The 21144-nt window shown below is 64.0% G+C and carries 22 protein-coding genes; 14 read left to right on the top strand and 8 right to left on the bottom strand.

The window, feature by feature from the left end; genetic code table 11:
- From cyoE to KUL25_RS09260, 9 genes are all read left to right on the top strand, one after another.
- Positions 1 to 930, top strand: a complete 930-nt coding sequence (gene cyoE, locus KUL25_RS09300) for a heme o synthase (protein WP_257892691.1) — start codon at positions 1 to 3, stop codon at positions 928 to 930.
- Positions 930 to 1136 (top strand): hypothetical protein, encoded by a 207-nt coding sequence (locus tag KUL25_RS09295; RefSeq protein WP_068354481.1) that lies wholly within the window; start codon positions 930 to 932, stop codon positions 1134 to 1136. The genes cyoE and KUL25_RS09295 overlap by 1 nt, the downstream gene beginning before the upstream one ends.
- Positions 1133 to 1708 (top strand): cytochrome c oxidase assembly protein, encoded by a 576-nt coding sequence (locus KUL25_RS09290; RefSeq protein WP_257892690.1) that lies wholly within the window; start codon positions 1133 to 1135, stop codon positions 1706 to 1708. Before KUL25_RS09295 ends, KUL25_RS09290 begins: the two co-directional genes overlap by 4 nt.
- Positions 1709 to 1727: 19 nt before the next feature.
- Positions 1728 to 2540, top strand: coding sequence for a cytochrome c oxidase subunit 3 (locus KUL25_RS09285; RefSeq protein ID WP_257892689.1), 813 nt, complete (start codon positions 1728 to 1730; stop codon positions 2538 to 2540).
- A gap of 179 nt (positions 2541 to 2719) precedes the next feature.
- On the top strand, positions 2720 to 3391 hold the full coding sequence (locus KUL25_RS09280) for an SURF1 family protein (RefSeq protein WP_257892688.1): 672 nt from the start codon (positions 2720 to 2722) through the stop codon (positions 3389 to 3391).
- 11 nt (positions 3392 to 3402) lie between these two features.
- The gene (thrC, locus tag KUL25_RS09275) at positions 3403 to 4791 is read left to right on the top strand and encodes a threonine synthase (protein WP_257892687.1); all 1389 of its coding nucleotides are present in this window, start codon (positions 3403 to 3405) and stop codon (positions 4789 to 4791) included.
- The gene (locus tag KUL25_RS09270; RefSeq protein ID WP_257892686.1) at positions 4788 to 6047 is read left to right on the top strand and encodes a M16 family metallopeptidase; all 1260 of its coding nucleotides are present in this window, start codon (positions 4788 to 4790) and stop codon (positions 6045 to 6047) included. The genes thrC and KUL25_RS09270 overlap by 4 nt, the downstream gene beginning before the upstream one ends.
- Positions 6047 to 6631 carry a GNAT family N-acetyltransferase gene (locus KUL25_RS09265; protein WP_257892685.1) on the top strand — a complete coding sequence of 195 codons (585 nt, stop codon included), beginning with the start codon at positions 6047 to 6049 and terminating at the stop codon, positions 6629 to 6631. Before KUL25_RS09270 ends, KUL25_RS09265 begins: the two co-directional genes overlap by 1 nt.
- Positions 6632 to 6663: 32 nt before the next feature.
- Positions 6664 to 8052 carry an FAD-binding oxidoreductase gene (locus KUL25_RS09260; RefSeq protein ID WP_257892684.1) on the top strand — a complete coding sequence of 463 codons (1389 nt, stop codon included), beginning with the start codon at positions 6664 to 6666 and terminating at the stop codon, positions 8050 to 8052.
- 134 nt (positions 8053 to 8186) lie between these two features.
- Here the strand turns inward: KUL25_RS09260 and KUL25_RS09255 are convergent, their stop codons facing one another.
- From KUL25_RS09255 to KUL25_RS09235, 5 genes are all read right to left on the bottom strand, one after another.
- Positions 8187 to 8990 (bottom strand): PAN domain-containing protein, encoded by an 804-nt coding sequence (locus tag KUL25_RS09255; RefSeq protein ID WP_257892683.1) that lies wholly within the window; start codon positions 8988 to 8990, stop codon positions 8187 to 8189.
- 65 nt (positions 8991 to 9055) lie between these two features.
- Positions 9056 to 10759 (bottom strand): methionine--tRNA ligase, encoded by a 1704-nt coding sequence (gene metG, locus KUL25_RS09250; RefSeq protein WP_257892682.1) that lies wholly within the window; start codon positions 10757 to 10759, stop codon positions 9056 to 9058.
- A 95-nt stretch (positions 10760 to 10854) separates the two neighbouring features.
- Positions 10855 to 12078 (bottom strand): serine hydrolase domain-containing protein, encoded by a 1224-nt coding sequence (locus KUL25_RS09245; RefSeq protein ID WP_257892681.1) that lies wholly within the window; start codon positions 12076 to 12078, stop codon positions 10855 to 10857.
- Between the two features lie 34 nt (positions 12079 to 12112).
- Positions 12113 to 13333 carry an MFS transporter gene (locus KUL25_RS09240; protein ID WP_257892680.1) on the bottom strand — a complete coding sequence of 407 codons (1221 nt, stop codon included), beginning with the start codon at positions 13331 to 13333 and terminating at the stop codon, positions 12113 to 12115.
- Between the two features lie 177 nt (positions 13334 to 13510).
- Complete coding sequence (locus tag KUL25_RS09235; protein ID WP_257892679.1) at positions 13511 to 14146, bottom strand: ImuA family protein; 636 nt, start codon at positions 14144 to 14146, stop codon at positions 13511 to 13513.
- 103 nt (positions 14147 to 14249) lie between these two features.
- Here KUL25_RS09235 and KUL25_RS09230 point away from each other — a divergent pair, with 103 nt between their 5' ends.
- A complete protein-coding gene (locus tag KUL25_RS09230; RefSeq protein ID WP_257892678.1) occupies positions 14250 to 15293 on the top strand; it encodes an aldo/keto reductase in 1044 nt (347 codons plus the stop codon).
- Between the two features lie 4 nt (positions 15294 to 15297).
- On the top strand, positions 15298 to 16422 hold the full coding sequence (locus KUL25_RS09225; protein ID WP_257892677.1) for a thioesterase family protein: 1125 nt from the start codon (positions 15298 to 15300) through the stop codon (positions 16420 to 16422).
- Here KUL25_RS09225 and KUL25_RS09220 read toward each other — a convergent pair.
- Positions 16419 to 17279: a helix-turn-helix domain-containing protein gene (locus KUL25_RS09220; protein WP_257892676.1), complete on the bottom strand. Its 861-nt coding sequence runs from the start codon at positions 17277 to 17279 to the stop codon at positions 16419 to 16421. The genes KUL25_RS09225 and KUL25_RS09220 overlap by 4 nt on opposite strands.
- 112 nt (positions 17280 to 17391) lie before the next feature.
- Here KUL25_RS09220 and KUL25_RS09215 point away from each other — a divergent pair, with 112 nt between their 5' ends.
- Positions 17392 to 18258 (top strand): fatty acid desaturase, encoded by an 867-nt coding sequence (locus KUL25_RS09215; RefSeq protein ID WP_257892675.1) that lies wholly within the window; start codon positions 17392 to 17394, stop codon positions 18256 to 18258.
- Positions 18259 to 18309: 51 nt separating this feature from the next.
- Positions 18310 to 19224, top strand: a complete 915-nt coding sequence (locus KUL25_RS09210) for a DMT family transporter (protein ID WP_257892674.1) — start codon at positions 18310 to 18312, stop codon at positions 19222 to 19224.
- Between the two features lie 89 nt (positions 19225 to 19313).
- Here the strand turns inward: KUL25_RS09210 and KUL25_RS09205 are convergent, their stop codons facing one another.
- Together KUL25_RS09205 and KUL25_RS09200 are read right to left on the bottom strand one after the other, a co-directional pair.
- Positions 19314 to 20006, bottom strand: coding sequence for an NUDIX hydrolase (locus KUL25_RS09205; RefSeq protein WP_257892673.1), 693 nt, complete (start codon positions 20004 to 20006; stop codon positions 19314 to 19316).
- Positions 19979 to 20392 carry a DUF983 domain-containing protein gene (locus KUL25_RS09200; protein WP_257892672.1) on the bottom strand — a complete coding sequence of 138 codons (414 nt, stop codon included), beginning with the start codon at positions 20390 to 20392 and terminating at the stop codon, positions 19979 to 19981. The genes KUL25_RS09205 and KUL25_RS09200 overlap by 28 nt, the downstream gene beginning before the upstream one ends.
- A 176-nt stretch (positions 20393 to 20568) precedes the next feature.
- Between KUL25_RS09200 and KUL25_RS09195 the strand changes: the two genes are divergently transcribed.
- Entirely contained in the window at positions 20569 to 21111 is a 543-nt protein-coding gene (locus KUL25_RS09195) for an EF-hand domain-containing protein (RefSeq protein ID WP_257892671.1), read from the top strand.
- The last annotated feature ends 33 nt before the right edge of the window (positions 21112 to 21144 follow it).

The following is a 21144-nucleotide window of genomic DNA, read 5'->3' as shown; positions in this document are numbered from 1 at the left end:
ATGAGCGATTTTACCGCACAATCCACGACCGAGCCCCGCGACCACGACGCGGGGTTTGGCGACTATTTCGCGCTGCTCAAGCCGCGCGTGATGTCGTTGGTTGTTTTCACGGCTTTGGTCGGCATCCTTGTCGCGCCGGGCGGCGTCTCTCCGATGATCGGCTTCACTGCTATCTTGTTCATTGCGCTGGGGGCAGGGGCCTCGGGTGCGCTGAACATGTGGTATGACGCTGATATCGATGCCGTGATGAAGCGCACCGCCAAGCGTCCCGTGCCTGCTGGCAAGGTCCCGGCTGGCGAGGCGCTGACGCTGGGTATGTGGTTGAGCGTGATTTCCGTGGCGATGTTGGGTCTTGCGACCAACTGGTTTGCGGCGGGTCTCTTGGCGTTCACCATCTTCTTCTACGCGGTGATCTACTCCATGTGGCTCAAGCGCGCCACACCATGGAATATCGTTATCGGCGGCGCGGCGGGCTCTTTCCCTCCGATGATCGGATGGGCGGCGGTGACGGGCGATGTGTCGCTGGCCTCAGTCCTGATGTTCGGGCTGATCTTCATGTGGACGCCGCCCCACTTCTGGGCGTTGGCGCTGTTTTTGAAGAAAGACTACAACAACGCAGGCGTGCCGATGCTGACCGTGACCCACGGCCGGACGGAGACCCGCAAGCAGATCCTGATTTACACGGTGCTTCTGGCGCCCGTGGCCCTGGGCCTGGTTTTTACCGACGTCGCGGGGCCGGTCTATCTGGTGGCCGCCGTGGTCCTGAACGCGATCTTCCTGAAGGGTGCCTGGGACATCTGGCGCCGGGATGAAACGATGGCCGAAGCCGATGGTTATGCCGTCGAGAAACGCGTCTTCAAGTTCTCGCTTCTGTACCTGTTCCTGCACTTCGGCGCTTTGCTGCTTGATGCAATCTGGAGGCTGATCTGATGGCAAATGCAAAAGGCCTGACGGAAACCCACGAGATCCACACCCGCCGTTTCGGCCGCAATGTGGGCACAGCACTGTGCCTGTTGGGGTTCTGCGCGATCGTCTTCGGCTTGACCGTGGCCAAGGTCCGCGAAGGCGGCCTGTTGGAGGCCAACGATCACACGCCCCGCGCCTCGCAACTGCCGATCACGGAGCCGGTGGAATGACCGAGACACGCAAGAAGATGGACCCAAAGACCAAGACGGTGTTCCAGACCCTTTGCGTCGTCGTATTCATGGGGGCCATGACGGCCGCAGCCGTGCCGTTCTACGATTGGTTCTGCCGCGTGACCGGTTTCGGGGGCGCGACCGTGCAGGCCGACGCCGGCAGCGAGACGATCCTTGACGACGTGATCCGCATCCGGTTCGACGCCTCTACCGCGAGCGATATGCCGTGGGAATTCCGCCCCATGGTGCCCCACGTCGAAATCCGCATCGGTGAGACGGGCCTGGCCTTTTATGAGGCCTACAACCCGACCGACCATCCCATCGCCGGTACCGCCAGCTTCAACGTTGCGCCGTTCGATACCGGCGGTTACTTCGTTAAGATCGCCTGCTTCTGCTTTGAAATGCAGGTGCTGCAACCCGGCGAGCGGGTCGAGATGCCCGTGACTTTCTTCGTCGACCCCGAGATCCAGAACGATCCCGAGACCGTCGACACGCCCGCCATCACCCTGTCGTACACGTTCCACGTGACCGACATGCCCGAAGACTACGCCGCCCTTGAGGCCGTGAACTAAGACCAGACCGGAGACCACCATGGCCCACGTCAAACGCCACGACTACCATATTCTACCCCCCTCGATCTGGCCCTTGATGGGCGCAGTGGGCGCGTTCGCCATGCTATTTGGCGGCGTGAATTGGATGCACTCCGGCTCGCCGTGGTTGTTTCTCGCAGGTTTGGTTGCGGTCCTCTACGTCATGTACGCCTGGTGGGCGGATGTCGTGGCCGAAAGCGGCGAGGGCGATCACACGCCAGTCGTGCGCATCGGCCTGCGCTACGGGTTCATCATGTTCATCATGTCCGAAGTCATGTTCTTCGTGGCGTGGTTCTGGGCGTTTTTCAAGCATGCCCTGTTTCCGATGGACACCTATGAGGCATCTGCCTACGTCGCGCCGGAAATCTATCAGGTCGATCCCTTTGGCTTGCCGCTGATCAACACGTTGGTGCTTTTGCTCTCGGGCTTTGCCGTAACCTGGGCGCACCATGCCCTGGTCCACGGCGGGGAGCGCAAGGATGTGGCGAACGGTCTGTTGATTGCTGTCGTTCTGGGCCTGTTCTTTACCGGCTTGCAGGCCTACGAATACTACGAGCTGATCGCCCACCACCACTGGCAGTTCGGTGGCCCGGATGGCGACAAGTTTTATTCCACCTTCTTCATGGCAACGGGCTTCCACGGCTTCCACGTGGTGATCGGAACGATCTTCCTGTTCATTTGCTACCTGCGCGTGCGTAAGGGCCATTTCACTGCCGAGAAGCACATCGGGTTCGAGGCGGCAGCCTGGTACTGGCACTTCGTGGACGTTGTGTGGCTGTTTCTTTTCGTGGCCGTGTATATCTGGGGTCAGTAAACTTGGCCGTTGGGGCGGGGGAGGCGTCGGCGCCCACCGACCCGCCCCGCCGCCGCCTCCCCCGCGCGCCCTGATGGGGAGCGTGCCAAGGGAGGGGCAGGGCGGGTTTGAGTTTTTTTGGCAAGATGAAGTGGGGGCCTGCCGATTGGGGCGGGCCTTTTGATTGAAAGGGCGATGTCATGGGACGCGTAATTGCAGTCGTCGTCTTTGGACTGGTTGGCGCTGGCATTCTTGTGTCGCTTGGGGTGTGGCAGCTGCAACGGCTTACCTGGAAAGAAAGCGTACTGGCCGAAATCGCCGCGCGGATCGAGGCGGCGCCGGTGGCCTTGCCGGAGGTCATTGACCCCGAGGCGGATCGGTATTTGCCGGTGGTTGCTGAGGGCTCATTCGTGGAGGGCACGGCGCGCGTCCTCGTCAGCCTACAAGGGTCCGGGCCGGGGTATCGCTTGATCTCGGTATTGGACACGGGCGGCAGGCGAGTTCTGGTGGACCGGGGATATCTGGCGGAAAATGTTCCCCAGCCGGACCCGCCCCAGGGCCTTGTGACGGTGACGGGCAATCTGCATTGGCCCCAGGAGGTCGATAGCTTCACGCCCGCCCCCGACCTTGCCCGCAACATCTGGTACGCCCGAGACGTTGACGCCCTTGCGGCGTCGCTTGGAACAGAACCCGTGTTTATCGTCCTGCGGGAGATCAGCGCCTCGGACGCGCTGCTGACACCCTTGCCCGTCACGGCGGATGGCATTCCGAACAACCATTTGGGCTACGCAATTCAATGGTTTGGTCTGGCGCTTGTCTGGTTGGGGATGACAGCGTTCCTGCTCTGGCGTATCACCCGGCGGAGTGTTTGAAGGAGCCGTCCATGCAATATGTCTCGACCCGCGGGCGTGCGCCTGTTTTGTCTTTCGAAGAGGCCATGCTGACGGGGCTTGCGCGCGATGGTGGTCTTTACGTGCCAGCCGAGATTCCGCAGATGTCCCATGGGGATATCGCAGCGCTGGCGGGCCTGTCCTATGAGGAAATCGCCTTTCGGGTGATGCGGCCCTTCGTGGGCGATACTTTCAGCGATGACGAGTTCGGTGGTTTGATCGAAGCGGCCTACGCGGGCTTTGGCCACGCGGCGCGCGCGCCCCTGAAACAAGTGCAAAGCAACCATTTCCTTTTGGAACTGTTCCACGGCCCGACGCTGGCCTTCAAAGACTTTGCCATGCAGTTGATTGGGCAGATGTTCCAAGCCGCGCTGACGCGCCGGGGCGACCGGGTGACGATCGTGGGGGCGACCTCGGGCGACACCGGGTCCGCTGCAATGGAAGCCTTTCGCGGTCTTGATGCGGTCGATGTGTTCATTCTGTTCCCCCATGGCCGCGTCAGCGACGTTCAGCGCCGCCAGATGACCACGGTGACCGAGGCCAATACCCACGCCCTTGCGCTGACCGGTGATTTCGACGATTGCCAGGCGCGCCTGAAGGATATGTTTAATCATTTCGACTTCCGCGACCGGGTGCGCCTGGCGGGAGTGAACTCGATCAACTGGGCGCGTGTGCTGGCGCAGGTGGTGTATTTCTTCTCCTCTGCCGTGTCCTTGGGCGCGCCGCATCGGCCGGTGTCCTTCTGCGTCCCGACAGGCAATTTCGGAGACATCTTCGCGGGCTACATCGCCAAGCGCATGGGGCTGCCGATTGACAAACTGGTGATCGCGACGAACCAGAACGACATCCTGCACCGGGCGATGGTTTCCGGCGGCTATGTGACCGAGGGGGTCACGCCCTCGATCTCGCCCTCGATGGATATCCAGGTTTCCTCCAACTTCGAGCGGGCCCTGTTCGAGGCCTATGACCGGGACGGAGCGGCGGTTGCGCAACTGATGGACGAACTGAAGGACGGCGGTGGCTTCAAGATCAGCCAGGGGGCGATCGGGCGCCTGCGGGAAACGTTTGCCTCGGGCCGCGCGTCCGAGAATGAGACCTCGGCCATGATCGCACGCGCCCTGCCGGAGATGGGGGAATTGCTGTGCCCGCATTCCGCCGTTGGCGTGCATGTGGCGCAAGACTTCCTGGGCGCGACACCGCTGGTGACGCTTGCCACGGCGCATCCAGCAAAATTCCCCGACGCGGTCGAGGCGGCATCTGGCATCCGGCCCGCGTTGCCCGCGCGCATGGGGGACCTGTTCGACCGTCCCGAGCGGGTGCAGCGGGTCGAGAACGACCTTGCCGCGCTAGAGAAAGTGATTGAAGGAGGCATCCGCCCGTGACCGTCGAAACACACACGCTGCCCAATGGCCTTCGCATCGTGACCGAGCATATGCCGGGCTTGGAATCCGCCGCCCTGGGCCTTTGGGTCAATGCCGGGGGACGCCATGAGCGGGCAGAGCAAAACGGCATCGCGCATTTTCTGGAACATATGGCTTTCAAGGGCACGCAGCGGCGCACTGCCCTACAAATTGCCGAGGAAATCGAAGACGTTGGCGGCTACATCAACGCCTATACTTCGCGCGAAGTTACCGCCTATTACGCCCGGGTGCTGAAGGATGACGTGGGTTTGGCGCTGGATTTGATCAGCGATATCGTCCTCAATCCCATCTTCGACCCCCGTGAGATCGAAGTGGAGCGCGGCGTAATCTTGCAGGAAATCGGCCAAGCGGCGGACACGCCCGATGACGTCATTTTCGACTGGTTGCAGGCCGCCGCATATCCCGAGCAACCCTTGGGGCGCACCATTCTGGGTCCGGTGGAGCGGGTGCAAAACTTTGGCCGCGCGGATTTTGATCGGTTCGTGGTCGAGAACTACGGTCCGGGTCAGCTGATCCTGTCTGCCGCGGGCGCGGTGGACCACGACGAGATCGTGCGCCTTGCCGAGAAGGCGTTTGGGCACCTTACCCCCACGTCGCAAGCGGTGGCGCAACCGGGACGTTTTGGCGGCGGAGAACACCGTGTTGTCAAAGGGTTGGAGCAGGCGCATTTCACCTTGGCGCTGGAGGCGCCGGGCTATCGCTCGGACGATATCTACACGGCGCAGATCTTTGCCACGGCCCTTGGCGGCGGCATGTCTTCACGACTGTTTCAGGAAATCCGCGAGAAGCGCGGCCTGTGCTACACGATTTATTCCCAGGTCGGCAGCTACGATGACACGGGCTTGCTAACGATCTACGCGGGCACCTCGGCGGAAGATCTGCCGGAACTCGTTGGCCTGACGGTGGATGAGCTGAAGCGGTCCGCCGACACGATGACCGAGGCAGAACTTGCGCGCGCGCGTGCGCAGATGAAGGCGGGGATGCTGATGGGGCTGGAAAGCCCTTCTGCGCGGGCGGAACGCCTTGCGCGGTTGATCGCGATCTGGAACCGCATTCCGCCGCTAGAAGAAACGGTAGAGCGGATCGACGCCGTGACCTTGCAGGCTTTGGGCGAACATGCGGGCGCTTTGGGACAAGCGGGGACGGCAATGGCGCTTTACGGTCCGGTGGAAAAAGCCCCTGATCTGGCCACCGTGAGGGAGCGTTTGGCCGCCTGATGATCGCGCGCAAACGTAACCTTCGCCTGGAGACGGAGCGTTTGACGCTGCGCCTGCCGCGTCACGCGGATTTTCGGGCATGGGCGTCGCTACGCCATCAATCGCGTGACTTCCTTGTCCCGTGGGAGCCGGTCTGGGCCGATGACCATTTGACCCGCAAAAGCTTCACGGCCCGTGTCTATTGGGCCCAACGCTCGGTCAATCAGGGCTCTGCCGTGCCATTGTTCATCTTTCGCCGGGCTGATGATGCTCTTTTGGGCGCGATCACCCTGGACAATGTGCGCCGTGGTCCGGCGCAATCGGCGACGCTTGGTTATTGGATCGGGTTGCCCTTCGTGCGCCAGGGCTACATGCGTGAGGCGATTGGCGCGGTTTGCCACTACGCGTTCCGGGCCTTGGACCTCAGCCGGATGGAAGCCGCCTGCCTACCCGAAAACGCCGCCTCGCGCGGTGTGCTGGAGAAGTCGGGTTTCAAGTATGAGGGCGTCGCGCAAAGCTACCTTCAGATCAACGGACGTTGGCGTAATCATGTCCTTTACGCGAATCTGCGCAGTGATCGGCGTGGAAAAACCGAAGTTGGGTGACGCGGGCCTGCCCGCGCGCTAGGTCTCATCCCATGATAGTTCTTGACCGATTGAAAGCCGAGGTGCCGGATGCCTTGCGGGACCCGGAAGCCCGGTATCTGGAAGAGCCGCGCGGCCGATGGCAGGGGCAAGCCTTGGCGATCGTGGCCCCCAGCTCCACCGCGCAAGTGTCCCGAATCCTGCGGATGTCACATGACACCGGCACCCCCGTGGTGCCCTATTCCGGTGGCACCGGATTGGTTGGCGGCCAGATCAAGGAGGGTGGCGACCCTCCTATTTTGTTGACAATGGACCGCCTGAGTGCCGTCCGCGCGATGGATGCGCAAGCGGGGACCATGGTGGTGGAAGCGGGCGCGATTCTGCAGAATGTGCACGAGGTCGCCGAGGCGGAGGGATGGATCTTTCCGCTGACGCTGGCCTCTCAGGGCTCTGCCCGGATCGGCGGGTTGCTGGCGACGAATGCGGGCGGCGTGAACGTGCTGCGCTATGGTAATGCCCGCGACCTGGTTCTGGGCGTGGAGGCGGTTCTGGCGGACGGCACGGTGATCAACGGCCTCTCGCCCCTGCGCAAGAACAACATGGGCTATGACTTGCGCCACCTTCTGATCGGGTCCGAGGGCACCTTGGGCGTCATCACCGCGGCGACGTTGCGTTTGTTTCCAACACCGCAGGCGACGGGTGCCGCGATGATGGCGGTGCCATCCGCGCAAGCCGCGCTAGACCTGTTGCGCTTGGCGCAGGGCCAGATCGGTGAAGGGATTTCGGCGTTCGAGTTGATGGGAAAGATGGGGTTTGATTTCTTGAACGAGGTCGGGCCGCAGCTTAGGATGCCCTTCGACAAAGCCCCCGAATGGTGCGTTCTGATTGACCTAGGCCTCAGCCATGGAACGCCGGAAGAGGCCTTGGAAGTCTTGTTTTCAAAGGCTTACGAGGCAGGCTTGGTGACTGACGGCGTCATCGCGCAATCGCAAGCGCAGCGCCAGGACTTCTGGGCAATCCGCGAAAATATCCCTGAGGCCAACCGCCGGATCGGGTCGATTTCATCGCACGATATCTCGGTTCCCGTGGCCTCCGTTCCCGCCTTCATCGCCGAAGCTCCGGGCCGGTTGGCGCGGATAAATACGTTCAGGATCAACTGCTTCGGCCACTTGGGCGATGGGAATTTGCACTACAACGTGTTCCCGCAACCGGGACGGACCCGCGCCGATCACGAGCAAGAGCGCGTCGCGATCAAGACCTGCGTGCACGATCTGGTCCACGAAGTGGGCGGCTCCGTGTCGGCAGAGCACGGGATTGGGCGGTTGAAGGTCGGCGATTTGGAGACCTATGGCGACCCCGGCAAGCTGGTCGCGATGCGGGCGATCAAGGCGGCCTTGGATCCGAAAAACATCCTGAACCCTGGTGCCGTTCTGAGGGCCTGACAGGGGGCGAGAACCTGTGGTGAAACTGTAGTTTTTCCATAACTACACGGTTTTCGAGCGCCGTTGGGCCGTTCTTCTGCGATGTGAGCGCTCAGGCGGGGGCAGTGGTCAAAACTCCATCGCCAAGCACGCCCCTATCCCCGTACGCCGGACTGGCAGCAATCGTCTTCGACCATCTCGCCGACTTCGCTTTTGAGCAGGCAGATCGGACCGGTGTATCGCGCGCCCGAAGTTCCTGCATCCCGGAAGGTCCAGGCATGGCAGGCGGCGGTTTCTTCACAGGCTTGCCAGCACGCTTGCCAACCTTCTGCGTCCTCCAACTCGATCAGGGTGATGTCGTTGCCGGGAAAACGTGTGTTGGGGTGCGACGGGGCCGCGGGCGGTGAAGGTTCGACATTTTCGAACCCGCCTATGTCGCGGGCCGGGCACGTCAACTGGTAGTTCGGCGCCAAGACGATGTAGCGCGCCGGATCGACGACGCCGCGCTCTTCGTCGCGCTCGATGCAGCCGCGTTCGCCGCGGATAAACAACTCCACATCCGCGGTCAGGCGGAGTTCGCCCGGGTTGGCATCGCACAGATCGTTCCGGATCTGATCGGCCATGGCCGTGAAGGGGTATTCCTGCATTTCGAAGTGGGTCGGCTCGCGACATTCGGGCGGGGCGCCGTCGGCGTCGCGGTTGGCCCAATGGGTTTGCAGGCATGTCGTGCCATAGTCGCGGATCACGCGTCGTAGATCGTTGACACGGCTATAGCGGGGGGTCGTGCCGTAGATGCGGAACGAATACAGGATGTCTTCAAGACCGGCACCTTGGGGCACAACCTCGACCACGAAATGACATGATCGCCGGTAGGGCTGCGCGTCAGAGGGAACGGGCATCAGGGCGATGAAGCCGCAAAAAGCGATGCCGACGAAGACGTGAGGCAGGAGCGTGATCATGGTGTCCTCCGCTGCTGGGTCGGAAGCAACCTTAGATCACGGCGTTCGCGCGGGATTGACCTGCCTCAATCCCGCACGCCCGAGAACTTTGCGGCCCATTCTTCGCGGCTCTCGTCCGGGATCTTCGCGAAGAGGACATCGGGCACTGTGAAGGCGTGGCCTGCGGGCAGGGCGGTCATGGTCGTGTCCATGGGCCAGGTGAGGTCCGTGTGCATTCCGTCCGCCATGGCTTGCGCCGCGTCGGGGATGAAAGGTGCCGAGAGGCCCGCGTAGAAAGGGATCAGGTTCAGCGCGAAGCGGGTGATCGCGGCGGCGCGCTCGGGGTCCGTCTTGAAGGCGGTCCAGGGGGCGGCGGATTGCAGGTATTCATTGCCCGCGACCCAGATCGCGCGCAGCTCCGCCGCCGCTTTTCGGATGTCGATGGCGTCCATGTGGGCTTGGTAGGCGGTCAGGCGGGCCTGCAAGTCGGCGATCAGAGCCGTTTCCTGTTCGACGTAGTCGCCGCCTTCGGGCACCGCTTCGCCGAACTTGGAGCGGCAGAACTTGGTGATCCGGCTAACAAAGTTGCCAAGCACATCGGCTAGGTCCTTGTTGACGTCCTGTTGGAACGCCTCCCAGGTGAATTCGCTGTCCGATGTCTCGGGCGCGTGGGAAAGGAGCCACCAGCGCCAGTAGTCAGACGGCAGGATCTCCAACGCCTGATCCATGAACACACCGCGCCCTTGCGAGGTGGAGAACTGACCGCCGTCGTAGTTGAGGTAGTTGAAGGATTTGATGTAGTCGACCAGCTTCCACGGCTCGCCCGAGCCTAGGATCGTGGCGGGGAAGGAAAGTGTGTGGAAGGGCACATTATCTTTGCCCATGAATTGCACATATCGAACGTCATCGGCGCCCTTATCCACACGCCACCAGCGCTCCCAATCAGAAATCACGCCTTCCTCCACAGCCTCGGCGGCGCAGGCGATATACTCGATCGGCGCATCGAACCAGACGTAAAAGACCTTGCCTTCCATGCCCGGCCAGTCCGCGTCGCCGCGCTTGACGGGCACGCCCCAGTCGAGGTCGCGGGTGATGCCACGGTCTTGCAGGCCGTCGCCATCGTTCAGCCATTTCTTGGCAATCGAGGTCGTCAGAATGGGCCAGTCGGTCTTGGAATCTATCCAGTCGCTCAACTGTCCGCGCAGCTGCGATTGGCGCAGGTAGAGGTGCTTCGTTTCGCGGATCTCCAGATCGGTGGAGCCGGAAATGGCAGAGCGCGGCTCGATAAGGTCGGTGGGGTCCAACTGCTTGGTGCAGTTCTCACACTGGTCGCCACGGGCCTTATCGTAGCCGCAGTTGGGGCAGGTGCCCTCGATATAGCGATCTGGCAGGAAGCGGCCATCGGCGTGGGAATAGACCTGCTTCTCGGACACCTCCTCGATCAGGTCATTGTCCGCCAGCTTGCCTGCGAAATGCTGGGTCAGCGCGTGGTTCTGTGGCGAGGAAGAGCGCCCGAAGTGATCAAACGACAGGCGAAAACCGCGGGCGATCTCGGCCTGCACGGCATGCATGTCGGCGCAATACTCAGCCACGGGCTTGCCCGCCTTGGCGGCGGCAAGCTCGGCCGGGGTGCCGTGTTCATCGGTGGCGCAAAGAAACAGCACCTCTTGACCTCGCGCGCGCAAGTAGCGGGCATAGAGGTCAGCGGGCAGCTGAGACCCCACGAGGTTGCCCAGGTGCTTGATCCCGTTGATGTAGGGAATGGCGCTGGTAATGAGCGTGCGGGTCATGGTGCTGGCCTCAAGTCAAAGCAGTTTCGCGCAGCTTTAACGCCGCCGCGCGCGCAAGACCAGTGGCGTCATCCACAAGGGAGGCGATGGAAGGGTTACATGCGGCCCGCGATGATCTGCCCAAGCCCGGTATCCCCGGCCGCCGCGCAACTGCCGGACCAATTGGCCGAGAACACCACGCCGTCGCCCCGGGCATGGAAGTAGGCGCCAGTGCCCGAGTTATCGCCCTCACAGAAGTAGCCCGCGTGGGAGACCTGGGCCGAGGTGCCCCGGTCGCGGATTTCGTAGCCGAGGGAATAGTTGGCGTGCATCGGGCGGTCGAAGGGACGCCCGACTAGGCCCGCGCCATTGGTGAACCAATGCTGCGCCAAGCGGGCGTAGCTTTCGGCAGACATCTCCCATCCGCCATAAGACGACCGCGACCCCATGCGTCCGTGGATCGTAGCATCGGTGATGCCGGCAGGCGTCATGGCACGGGCCATGCAGGCCTCGGAGTAGGATTGGCCGGTCAGGGCCTCGATCGCCACCCCGAGGACGGCGTAGTTGGTGTTGTTATAGAAGAATTCGCGGGGCGTGCCCTGCATGTTCTCTTCGCGCAGCGCCTCGGAGGCAATACGGCGGTGCAGGCCAAGTGCGCCGTGCAACACGTTGCCCATGGTGCCCTGTGTCAGGTCGGGCGCAAGGCCAGAGGTGTGATTGGCCAGCGACGCCAGCGAGATGCGCGCGTTCCAAGGCTGAGGCGTGACCCGGACCTGGGACATTTGCGGCGCGATATCACCTAGGGTCGTGTACCAGCTAAGCCCTTGTTCCTGAAGAACGACGTCCATGCAGATGCCGGTTATCGCCTTCGACAGGCTGGCCACGGGGAAGGAGGCATCGCTGGCACGCTCGAGGGCGGCGCGGTGCATGGTGCCGTCGGGGTAGAGGACGACCATGGCGCCGTCGCTTAGGCCATGGGTCGCCATCCAGGCGCGCCAATCGGCCTCGATTTCCGAGGCCAGTGCGGTTGCGGGGGCGGCGGGGGCGACAGGCATGGCGCGGATCGGCGTCACGGCGAGTGGGGCTTCAATCGGCTGCGAGGAGGCGATGCCGAGGAGGGACGTGGCGAGATCCAGCAGGGAGCCGGGATTGGGCGCGGGATTGGGTGCAGGGGCAGATTCGTTCGAGGCCACTTCCATCGCTTGCCCCCGCTCGGGCAAGCCCGAGATCGCCAGGTTGGCAACGGCAAAGAGGAATGCGGCACCGATCACGGCGCAAAGGGTGCGGAAAAGAAACGACATGGAATGCTCGGCCTTGTTGGTTTGCCGCAGGGATGCCACGCGATGGCGTCAGAATTGAGACAGAGGTGGGGCGTTATTTGTCCGGCCCGCGCCGAAAGATCCGGCCCACGGTGAACGAGGTGCGCGGGATCCAGACGTAGGGTTTGCGCGTCTCCTGCGACGCGCGGCGGCCCATGCGCACAAGGCCGAAGACGACAAGGCCCATGTGCGCGACAGAGATGAATACGAACATCGCCGAGGGGCCGAACCCCTCGATCAGTTGCGAGGTCAGCAGGGGGGCCACGATGGCGCCCGAGGCGTAGAAGAACATCAGCGCGGCCGACAGCTCGACCCGCTGGTCATCGCTGGCCCAATCGTGGGCATGGGCAGCTGAGACCGAGTAGATCGGGAAGGTCGTGGCCCCAAACAGAAACGCCGAAGCGAAGATGCCCACGATCCCTGTGCCGGGCAGAACCACCGTCACCGCGCAGGCCACCAGCGACGCGACGGAGAACCAGATCAGCACCCAGCGCCGGTCATAGCGGTCCGCGAGCCAGCCCGCCGGCCATTGCGCCGCCGCCCCTCCGACGACGAAAGCGGCGAGGAAGTAGCCGATTTCACTGGCCTGAAGCCCGACCTCGCTTCCGTAAAGCGGGCCGACCATGCGGAACGACGCGCCCGAGACGCCCGCCACGATCACGCCGGCCACGGCCAGCGGTGACAGCCCCCAGGCCAGCGCCGGGCGCAGGCGCGGCGCGGACGGCGTGGCGGGTTGTTGCAGCTTGGTCAGCGTCAGCGGCAGAAGAGCCGCGCAACACAGGATCGCCAGCAGGTTGTAGGACACGTAAGAGGCGGGCGTGAGCACGCCGATCAACAACTGCGCACAAAGCGACCCGCCCGTGTCCACCATTCGGTAGATGCCCATGGCGCGCCCGCGCGTCTGGTTGGTGACTTTGGCTTGCAGCCATGCCTCGATCACCGTGTAGCAGCCCGCGACACACAGGCCCGTGGCCACGCGCATCAGAGCCCAGGCATAGGCATCCACCAGCAACATGTGGCTGAGTAGCCCGATCGCGCCCATGGCGGTGAAGGCGGCGAAGGCGCGCGAATGCCCGACAGAGCCCATCAGGCGCGGCGCCCACCAGCAGCCGATGAAGAACCCCATGAAATGCGCCGAGCCCAAGAGGCCGATCTGAGCCGAGGAAAACCCCAGCGAGGTGCCCGACAACACATCCAAAGGCCCCACGCCGCCGGAAGAAAGCTGCAACAGCATGACCGAAAGAAACAGGGCCGCAAAGGAAATCAGTAGGCGCATAAGCAGGGCCTTGAGGGCAAGGATCTGCCCGGTGTGGGCTGGCAGGGCAGGGGAAGCAAGCCTGTTTGCGCCGTTGTCGTGTCGATTCTGGGCGCTGGGCCCCGGGCGTGACGCCCGGTCTACGGTACCGCGCAAGGTGTAGACCGGGCTGAAGCCCGGTCAGGGCAGCCGAGAGCGTCAGGCGAGTTCGGGCACCGGGAACTTGGTCAGCTGAGGGACGCCGCCGCGCCCGCGGGCCACGGACCATTCGGCCACGGGTGCCGTGCGCGCGCGCAGGCGCGAAAGGCGCCACCGCTCGGCCTCGTCCGTGTGATTGGGCATCAACTGCCAGCGGCTTTCCACCCCCGCAGCCCCCCCATCGCCCGGCGTCAGGATCACGCCCACGGGCGCGCGGCCCGTCTTCTCGAACCCCGCTTCGGCCGCCAGGTGCAGGCGGCGCACCGGGGTCAGCCCCGGCGGCTCGGGCAGGTCCAGCACCACGAGGCGGTTGAGACCCCCGCGCAACGCCTCTTCCATGCACCACAGAAGATCGCCCGGGCGGCAGCATTCCACGAAAATCAGGCGGCTGGGATCGATCTCGCGCTGGACACCGGCCAGATGCAGCGCATCGGGGTGCCAATCGGGCCGGATCCAGAGGATCTGGCTGGCGATATCGGTGTGCGTGTCGCTTGCTGCCAGCCACAGGGCTAGGCGGCGGCGCGTGTGGCCACAGAATTCGTGCGCCCGCCCGCCCGCCAGATCAAAGCGATCCAGAAGCCGCAGGCCGGGGCGATCCTGGCGGTGCGAGGCACGGGTGAGTTTGGTGATATCCATGGGGAGACAGTATAGATGTTCTGCAAATGTTCTCAACCCTTGCGCCTGCGGTGGACACGGGTAGGTTGGCAGCAACAGCCCCCTTCAAAGGATAAACCATCCCATGCGAGCGATCCCCCTTGGCAGCACCTCCGAGACGATCACTGACTACTGCCTTGGCACCATGACCTGGGGCACCCAGACGCCTGAGGCCGATGCCCATAACCAGATGGATATGGCGCTGGAGGCGGGGATCGACGTCGTCGACACCGCCGAGATGTACCCGGTCAACCCGGTCCGCCCCGAAACGGTAGGCGAGACGGAAAAAGTCATCGGCAATTGGAACGCCCGGAACAAGGCGCGGCGGGGCGACTACAAGCTGGCAACGAAAATCTCGGGCCTGAATGAGGGCTTCGTGCGGTTCGGCCAGCCGATCACCAGCGCGACCTTCACCGAGGCGCTGGAGGGGTCCCTGCGGCGGTTGCAGACGGACTACGTGGACATCTATCAACTGCACTGGCCCAACCGGGGCAGCTACATGTTCCGCCAGAACTGGACCTATGCCCCCAAGGGCGACCGGGCCGAGATCCTCGACAACATGCGCGACGTGTTGGAGGCGGCAGCGGCAGCGCAAAAGGCAGGCAAGATCAAACACTTCGCCCTGTCTAACGAAAGCGCCTGGGGCACCGCACAATGGCTGCGGCTGGCCGAGGAGCATGGCCTGCCGAGGGTGCAGACCATGCAGAACGAATACTCTCTGATGTGCCGGGTCTACGACACCGATATGGGCGAGTTGTCCTTCCACGAGAAGGTGACGCTGCTGGCGTTCTCGCCGCTCGCCACGGGGCTTCTGACCGGGAAATACAGTGGCGGGGCAGTGCCGAAGGGGAGCCGTATGTCCCTGACGCCGGAACTGGGCGGGCGCAAGACAGAACGCGCGCTCAAAGCGGCGGATTCCTATGTGGCGGTGGCAGAGAAGCACGGGATCGACCCGGTGCACATGGCGCTGGCCTTCACCGTGCAGCGGCCCTTCGCGGTGTCCACGATCTTCGGGGCCACGACCTCGGCGCAACTGGCGCATATCATCGACGGCAAGGATACGGTCCTTTCCGAAGAGGTCATGGACGATTTGAACGAGACCCACCGCCAACACCCGATGCCGTACTGATCCCATGGCCCGCATTCTCATCTACGGCGACAGCAACACCCACGGCACCGTTCCGATGGCCGTTCTGGGCCAATCGGACCGCTTCGCACCAGGCGTGCCCTGGCCCGATGTGCTGGCGTCGCTGACAGGGCACCGGGTGATTGCCGAGGGCCTTCCGGGGCGCACGACGGTGCATGAGGATCCGATCGACGGCGGCGCGCGCAACGGCGCGGCGGTCTTGCCCGCAGTCTTGATGAGCCACGCCCCGCTGGATCTGGTGATCCTCATGCTGGGCACCAACGACCTGAAGCCCCGCTTCGCGACCTCGGCCTTTGATATCGCCAAGTCGGTGGAGCGGTTGGTGGGGATGACGCGGGCGCTGCTGCCCGCCGCAAAGATACTGGTGGTATGCCCTGCCCCGGTCACAGAAACCGGCGTCCTGGTCGATGCCTTTGCGGGGGCTGAGGCGCGGCAGCAGGGGATGGCGGCGCATATGGAGGCGGCAGCGGCACGGGCGCAGGTGGCATTCGCCTCGGCTGGCGACCATATGGCTGTCTCGCCGGTGGACGGCGTGCATCTGGATGCCGACGGCCACCGCGCCCTGGCCGAAGGCCTGGCGGGCCCTGTTGCGGCGCTGTTGAGCGCACCGCCCCTGACCGGCGGCGGCTTGCCCGCACCAGACCCGGCCGCGCCAAACCCGCCGGTCACACTGGCGCAAGCGGTGCCGCCGGGGTGGGTCGACTACAACAACCACATGAACGAATCCTATTACCTGCGCGCCTTCTCGAAGGCGGCCGACCAGATGCTGGAATGGGCGGGAATGGATGCGCTGGCGGTGCAGGAGGGCGTGTCGGTTTTCACGGTGGAGACCCATATCCGCCATCTGGGTGAGGTCAATATCGGCGACGCCCTGCGCGTCACCACCCGCGTGATCGAAGGCGGCGGCAAGAAGTTGCACCTGTGGCATGAGATGTGGGTGGGCGATGTTCTGTGTGCCACTGGCGAACAGCTGTTGCTGCACATGGACCTGCGCGCCCGTGCCTCGGCCCCGCCACCCAAGCCGATCGCCAATTGGCTTGCCAAGGCAAGGGCCGCCCACGGAAATCTGCCCCTGCCCGAGGGGTTCCAGCGCTACGTGGCGCAGCGCTAAAGCGCGCCGCGCAATGCCTTTAGCCTGTCCATGAACGTATGCGAGGCAACCTCTGCCTCGCGCACCAGCCCGTCGAAATGCAGCGTCATCGCCCGCACCCGGTCCCGGTCGCGGAACGCGAGGTAATGGCGGCCCATGTAGATCACGGCTATTTTCGGCCCGAACACCGTGACCGGCGCGGAAAAGGTGGTGCGCGCGTCGTAAAGGAACACCCGCAGGCCAGGGTAGAGGCGGTCATAGATCTCTGCCATCCAGTCAAGCTGCTCGGCCCGGATCCGGGCGCTGAGGCCGGTGTAATAGCCCTCGGCCCGTGCAAAGCTTTCCAATTCGTGCACCGGCATCGCCATCTCGTAATCGCTGAGCGTGAGCGCCAGAAAATCGAGGCGCGCAGCGGCCGCCTGGATCGCCTCATCGGGGCGGCGGTGGGTCAGTGGCGCATATTCCCAGCGCAACATTGCATCCGTTTTCAGGATATCGGGCAGCGTCGCGGGCACATGGCGGATCTTGTAGCCCTCAGCCTCGCGCTGCCACTCGAAGATCTGGTCGTCCAGCGTCGTGGCGCGCCCGGTCTCGGAAATCGACAGGCTGGAGGCGAGCAATTTGCCCACCTGTTCCGGCTTGTCCGTCAGGCCAAGCAGCCAGTCCGCCGAGACATCCAGCGCCTGCGCGCAACAGGCCACCACATGGCCGCCGGGCATGCGGGCGTCATCCTCGGCCAGCATCTGGGTGATGGTGGAGCGGTCAACGCCCACTGCCCGCGCCAAGGCGGCCCGGCTGAGCGAAGAGGCGGTGAGCGCGCCGCCAAGGCGGTCGCGTAACGTCTGGGCGCGGCTGCGTTTGTCCGGTATTGTCAGCATTGTTGAATAAATCCAGCATCGTTGGGTTTGTGTGGAGAAAACCCTGACTCCTCCTGACATGCAAGTCGGCATATCACAGACGCGTTACCTCATCCCTGATCAAGGAAGACCGATGTCAATCCGGTGGCCCACGCTGGCCCTGATCATCGCCTGCTACGCCGTTTGGGGCGGGGCGTTGTTCCTGTTGCCCTGGGGGCTGGCGCTGATCCTGCTGGTTCCGGTGATTGCCCTGCAATCATCGCTGCAACACGAGGTGCTGCACGGCCATCCTTTCGCCAACCGGGCGCTGTCGGAGGCGCTGGTGATGGGATCGCTCAACCTTGCCATTCCCTATCTGCGCTTCCGCGACACGCATCTGGCGCACCATCGGGACGCCACCCTGACGGACCCCTACGACGATCCCGAAAGCAACTACCTGGACCCGGCGGTCTGGGCGCGGCTGCCTTGGGCGGCCCGTGCCGTGCTTTCGATCAACAACACGCTTCTGGGGCGGATGCTGGTCGGCCCCTTGCTGGGGCAGATCACCTTCATGGTGGCCGACGCGCGCCAGAGCCACGCGCCGGGGGTAGCCATGGGGTGGACGGTGCACCTTGCCACGTTGGTGCCGATCGTGACGCTGGTGATGGCCTCGCCAACGCCGCTGTGGGTCTATCTTATCGCCTGCTACGGCGCTCTGGCAGTGCTGAAAATCCGCACCTTCCTAGAGCATCAGGCCCATGAGAAAGCGCGCGGCCGCACGGTCATTGTCGAAGATCGCGGGCCGCTCGCCTTCCTGTTCCTCAACAACAACTTCCACGTCGTCCACCACATGCATCCCAAGGCGCCGTGGTATCGCCTGCCGGGCCTTTATGCCGCCAATCGCGCACGCTATCTGCAGTGCAACGACGGCTACCGCTATGCCAGCTACGGCCAGATCTTCCGCCAGCATCTGCTGCGCGCTAAAGATCCCGTGGCCCATCCGCTTTACCCTCCGCCATAGCCGTCGGCAAAAATCGCTTGGCAATCGCGCCGCCACGGCCCATGCAAGCCCATGCCTCTCTGGATCGCCGCCACCATTTTCGCTGCCTTCATGCAGAACATGCGGTTTGCGCTTCAGCGTCAGCTGAAGGTCACGACGCTGTCGACCGGCGGCGCAACATGGGCCCGGTTCGCCTTCTCGGTGCCGCTGGTGGGGCTCGCGCTCCTGGGCTACCTCGCAATGAGCGGGCAGGACATGCCGCGCATCGGGACGGGCTATTGGCCCTATGTGATCATCGGCGGCATCTCGCAGATGACGGCCACGGCCTGCGTTGTGGCGCTGTTTGCGCGTCGCAACTTCTACGTCGGCATCACGTTGAAGAAATCCGAGGTTCTGCTGACCGCGCTCATCGGTCTTCTGGTGTTGGGCGAGGCCGTCTCGGGCCCGGTGTTGATCGCGATCGGCGTGGGCTTTGCGGGCGTGCTGGTCCTCTCGGACCCGCCGAAGGAAATAGGCCTGCCGTGGACCGCGCGCGTCTTCAACGCGGCGTCGGGCTATGGCTTGGCCTCGGGGCTGTTGTTTGGCGTTTCGGCCGTCTTCTACCGGGGTGCGATCCTGAGTCTGGAGGGCGGAGACGCCCCCCTGCGCGCCGCGCTGGCGCTGCTGACGGCCACCTTCATCCAGACCGCCCTGCTGGGCCTCTGGCTCGCGATCCGCGAGCCGGGACAGATCACCGCCGTGATCGCCTCTTGGCGGATATCATCGCTGACGGGTCTCACCTCGATGCTCGGATCGATGGGCTGGTTTATCGCCTTTGCCCTGCAAACGGCGGCCTACGTCAAAGCGTTGGGCCAGATCGAGTTGCTTTTCACCTTCGCCTTCTCGGCGTTCTGGCTGCGTGAGAAAACCAGCCGCAACGAGGTCATCGGCATCGCCCTGATTATCGCGTCCCTCGCCCTGATCCTGTGGGCGGGTCTGCGAAACTAGGGGCTCTGATACTTCATCTTGCCCAAAAAACTCTGGGGGTCTGGGGGCTAGCCCCCAGCGGGTGCGGTCGGGAGCAAGACCAAAATGCCTTAGAGCCGCCGAAACCGGCTTTCGGTGGTCGCGTTGTCAAAGAACGGAACGCCTGGTGCGGCGCGGCCTTCGACCTTCGCCGCCAATTCCGCCAGAACCACTTCGGTGATGAAGGGCATGTCGTAGCTGCGCACCTCGTCGAGGGGGATCCATTGCAAGTGGCTCAACTCATCCTCCGCGCCCGTGAAATCGTCCGGGTCCGAGGCCAGGGCATCGGCATTCACAAGGAAAAACCGGGCATCAAAGCGCCGTGACCGCCCCGGAGGGGTGATTGCGCGGAAGATATATTCCAGTGCAGCCCCGTCGGGCAGGTGGCCCGTCGCCAAATAACCGCGCCAGCCCTTGGGAGCGTCTAGCGCGGCGGCGCGGGCGTCTTTCGCGCCCAAAAGCAGGCCGGCCTCTTCCCAGATCTCGCGCACGGCAGCGGCGATCAGGGCGTCGGCATTGGCCCCATCCAGCGACAGGCGCGTGGCGCACTCAGACGCCGGGGGACGTGCGAAGGGAATCGTCGCGTCCACGGCATCGACAGCCCCGCCGGGAAAAACGAACTTCGAGGGCATGAAGGCGGCGTCCTTGCCGCGTTGGCCCATCAACACCCGTGGGCGCGTGGCCGCATCGCGCAACACGATGCCCGTGGCCGCATCGCGGATCGCGGTCTTGTCGCTCAAAACCCGTGCATCCGCTTGGCCCATTGCACACCCACGATCAGCCCCTTGAAGCGGGGCAACAGCGCCAACGCCATCGCGGTCACGCCGATGCCGAAACTGATGGCCATGACCCAGGCCGAGGGCTGCCACATCTCATAGACCAGCAATTGCAAGGTCCCCATGACCTTGGCGGTCAGCAGGATCGACAAATAGGCCGGACCGTCGTCAGCCCGCGCATGGCTGAGATCCTCGCCGCAGTGCGCGCAGGCGGGGCGCAGTTTCAGATAGCGCTCATACAAGGCACCCTCGCCGCAGTTGGGGCAGCGATGGGCCAGCCCCTTTCGGATCGCGGGCCAGGTGGGACGCTCCGGCGGGGCGGGCGTGTAAAGCACCTCGTCAGAGGGCAGGGCGGAATGGAGGTCTGTTGTCATGGTGCCAAAATGGCCCGCGCGCGCGGGCGCGTAAAGGGGGGGGGCCCGCGACGTGGGCGCGCGGGGCAGGTTGGGGGGCAGGCGGGGGTACAAAGCATTTCGGCAAATTAATTCGACGGAACCGCCCCGCCCCCCCGTGAGACTTGTCAGACGAGCAAAAAACAGGAGACACTCGCATGACACTTCTCAAAGCCGGCGCCCTGGCGCTGATGATCCCAGCGGCCCTTACTGCCCCGGCATTCGCCCAGGACGGCGGCGACCGCCAAGGACCGCCCCGCATGATCTTCCAGGAACTGGACGCGGACGGCAGTGGCACCGTGACGCTGGAAGAGATGCAGGCCGCAGGCAGCAACCGCTTTGCAGCCGCCGACACGGACGGAGACGGTGCCTTGTCGCGCGAAGAATTGCTGGCCCAGGGTGCTGCGCGCATGGAAACCCGTGTGGATCGCCTGCTGGAGCGCGCCGATGCCGATGGCGATGGACAACTGAGCATGGCCGAGATGGAAGAGGCCCGTGAAGGGCGTCGCGGCCACGGGCGCGGTGACCACGGGGATCGTGGCGGCCGGGGCGGTCGCGACGGGCGCGGTGGCCCGAACCCGGAACGGATGTTCGAGCGGATGGATGCCGACGGTGACGGTGAAGTCACCGAAGCAGAGTTCGACGCGGCCGTGGCCCAGATGCTGGAGCGGATGGGCCGCCGTAAGGGCGACCGCGGCTAAGACGACAAAAGGAGGGGGCCCGCCGGACGTGGT

This window comes from Gymnodinialimonas phycosphaerae, assembly GCF_019195455.1.
GTDB lineage: Bacteria > Pseudomonadota > Alphaproteobacteria > Rhodobacterales > Rhodobacteraceae > Gymnodinialimonas > Gymnodinialimonas phycosphaerae.
The sequence above is the reverse complement of the archived record's forward strand: the minus strand, read 5'-3'. Positions and strand labels throughout refer to the sequence as shown.

Coding starts and splice junctions, on each gene's coding strand:
- KUL25_RS09280 (WP_257892688.1), top strand. CDS start 2,720: ATGGGACGCGTAATTGCAGTCGTCGTCTTTGGACTGGTTGGCGCTGGC.
- KUL25_RS09210 (WP_257892674.1), top strand. CDS start 18,310: ATGCCTCTCTGGATCGCCGCCACCATTTTCGCTGCCTTCATGCAGAAC.
- KUL25_RS09255 (WP_257892683.1), bottom strand. CDS start 8,990: ATGATCACGCTCCTGCCTCACGTCTTCGTCGGCATCGCTTTTTGCGGC.
- KUL25_RS09220 (WP_257892676.1), bottom strand. CDS start 17,279: ATGCTGACAATACCGGACAAACGCAGCCGCGCCCAGACGTTACGCGAC.
- KUL25_RS09260 (WP_257892684.1), top strand. CDS start 6,664: ATGATAGTTCTTGACCGATTGAAAGCCGAGGTGCCGGATGCCTTGCGG.
- KUL25_RS09205 (WP_257892673.1), bottom strand. CDS start 20,006: ATGGGCCAAGCGGATGCACGGGTTTTGAGCGACAAGACCGCGATCCGC.
- thrC (WP_257892687.1), top strand. CDS start 3,403: ATGCAATATGTCTCGACCCGCGGGCGTGCGCCTGTTTTGTCTTTCGAA.
- cyoE (WP_257892691.1), top strand. CDS start 1: ATGAGCGATTTTACCGCACAATCCACGACCGAGCCCCGCGACCACGAC.
- KUL25_RS09240 (WP_257892680.1), bottom strand. CDS start 13,333: ATGCGCCTACTGATTTCCTTTGCGGCCCTGTTTCTTTCGGTCATGCTG.
- KUL25_RS09230 (WP_257892678.1), top strand. CDS start 14,250: ATGCGAGCGATCCCCCTTGGCAGCACCTCCGAGACGATCACTGACTAC.
- KUL25_RS09225 (WP_257892677.1), top strand. CDS start 15,298: ATGGCCCGCATTCTCATCTACGGCGACAGCAACACCCACGGCACCGTT.
- KUL25_RS09285 (WP_257892689.1), top strand. CDS start 1,728: ATGGCCCACGTCAAACGCCACGACTACCATATTCTACCCCCCTCGATC.
- KUL25_RS09235 (WP_257892679.1), bottom strand. CDS start 14,146: ATGGATATCACCAAACTCACCCGTGCCTCGCACCGCCAGGATCGCCCC.
- metG (WP_257892682.1), bottom strand. CDS start 10,759: ATGACCCGCACGCTCATTACCAGCGCCATTCCCTACATCAACGGGATC.
- KUL25_RS09295 (WP_068354481.1), top strand. CDS start 930: ATGGCAAATGCAAAAGGCCTGACGGAAACCCACGAGATCCACACCCGC.
- KUL25_RS09290 (WP_257892690.1), top strand. CDS start 1,133: ATGACCGAGACACGCAAGAAGATGGACCCAAAGACCAAGACGGTGTTC.
- KUL25_RS09265 (WP_257892685.1), top strand. CDS start 6,047: ATGATCGCGCGCAAACGTAACCTTCGCCTGGAGACGGAGCGTTTGACG.
- KUL25_RS09195 (WP_257892671.1), top strand. CDS start 20,569: ATGACACTTCTCAAAGCCGGCGCCCTGGCGCTGATGATCCCAGCGGCC.
- KUL25_RS09215 (WP_257892675.1), top strand. CDS start 17,392: ATGTCAATCCGGTGGCCCACGCTGGCCCTGATCATCGCCTGCTACGCC.
- KUL25_RS09200 (WP_257892672.1), bottom strand. CDS start 20,392: ATGACAACAGACCTCCATTCCGCCCTGCCCTCTGACGAGGTGCTTTAC.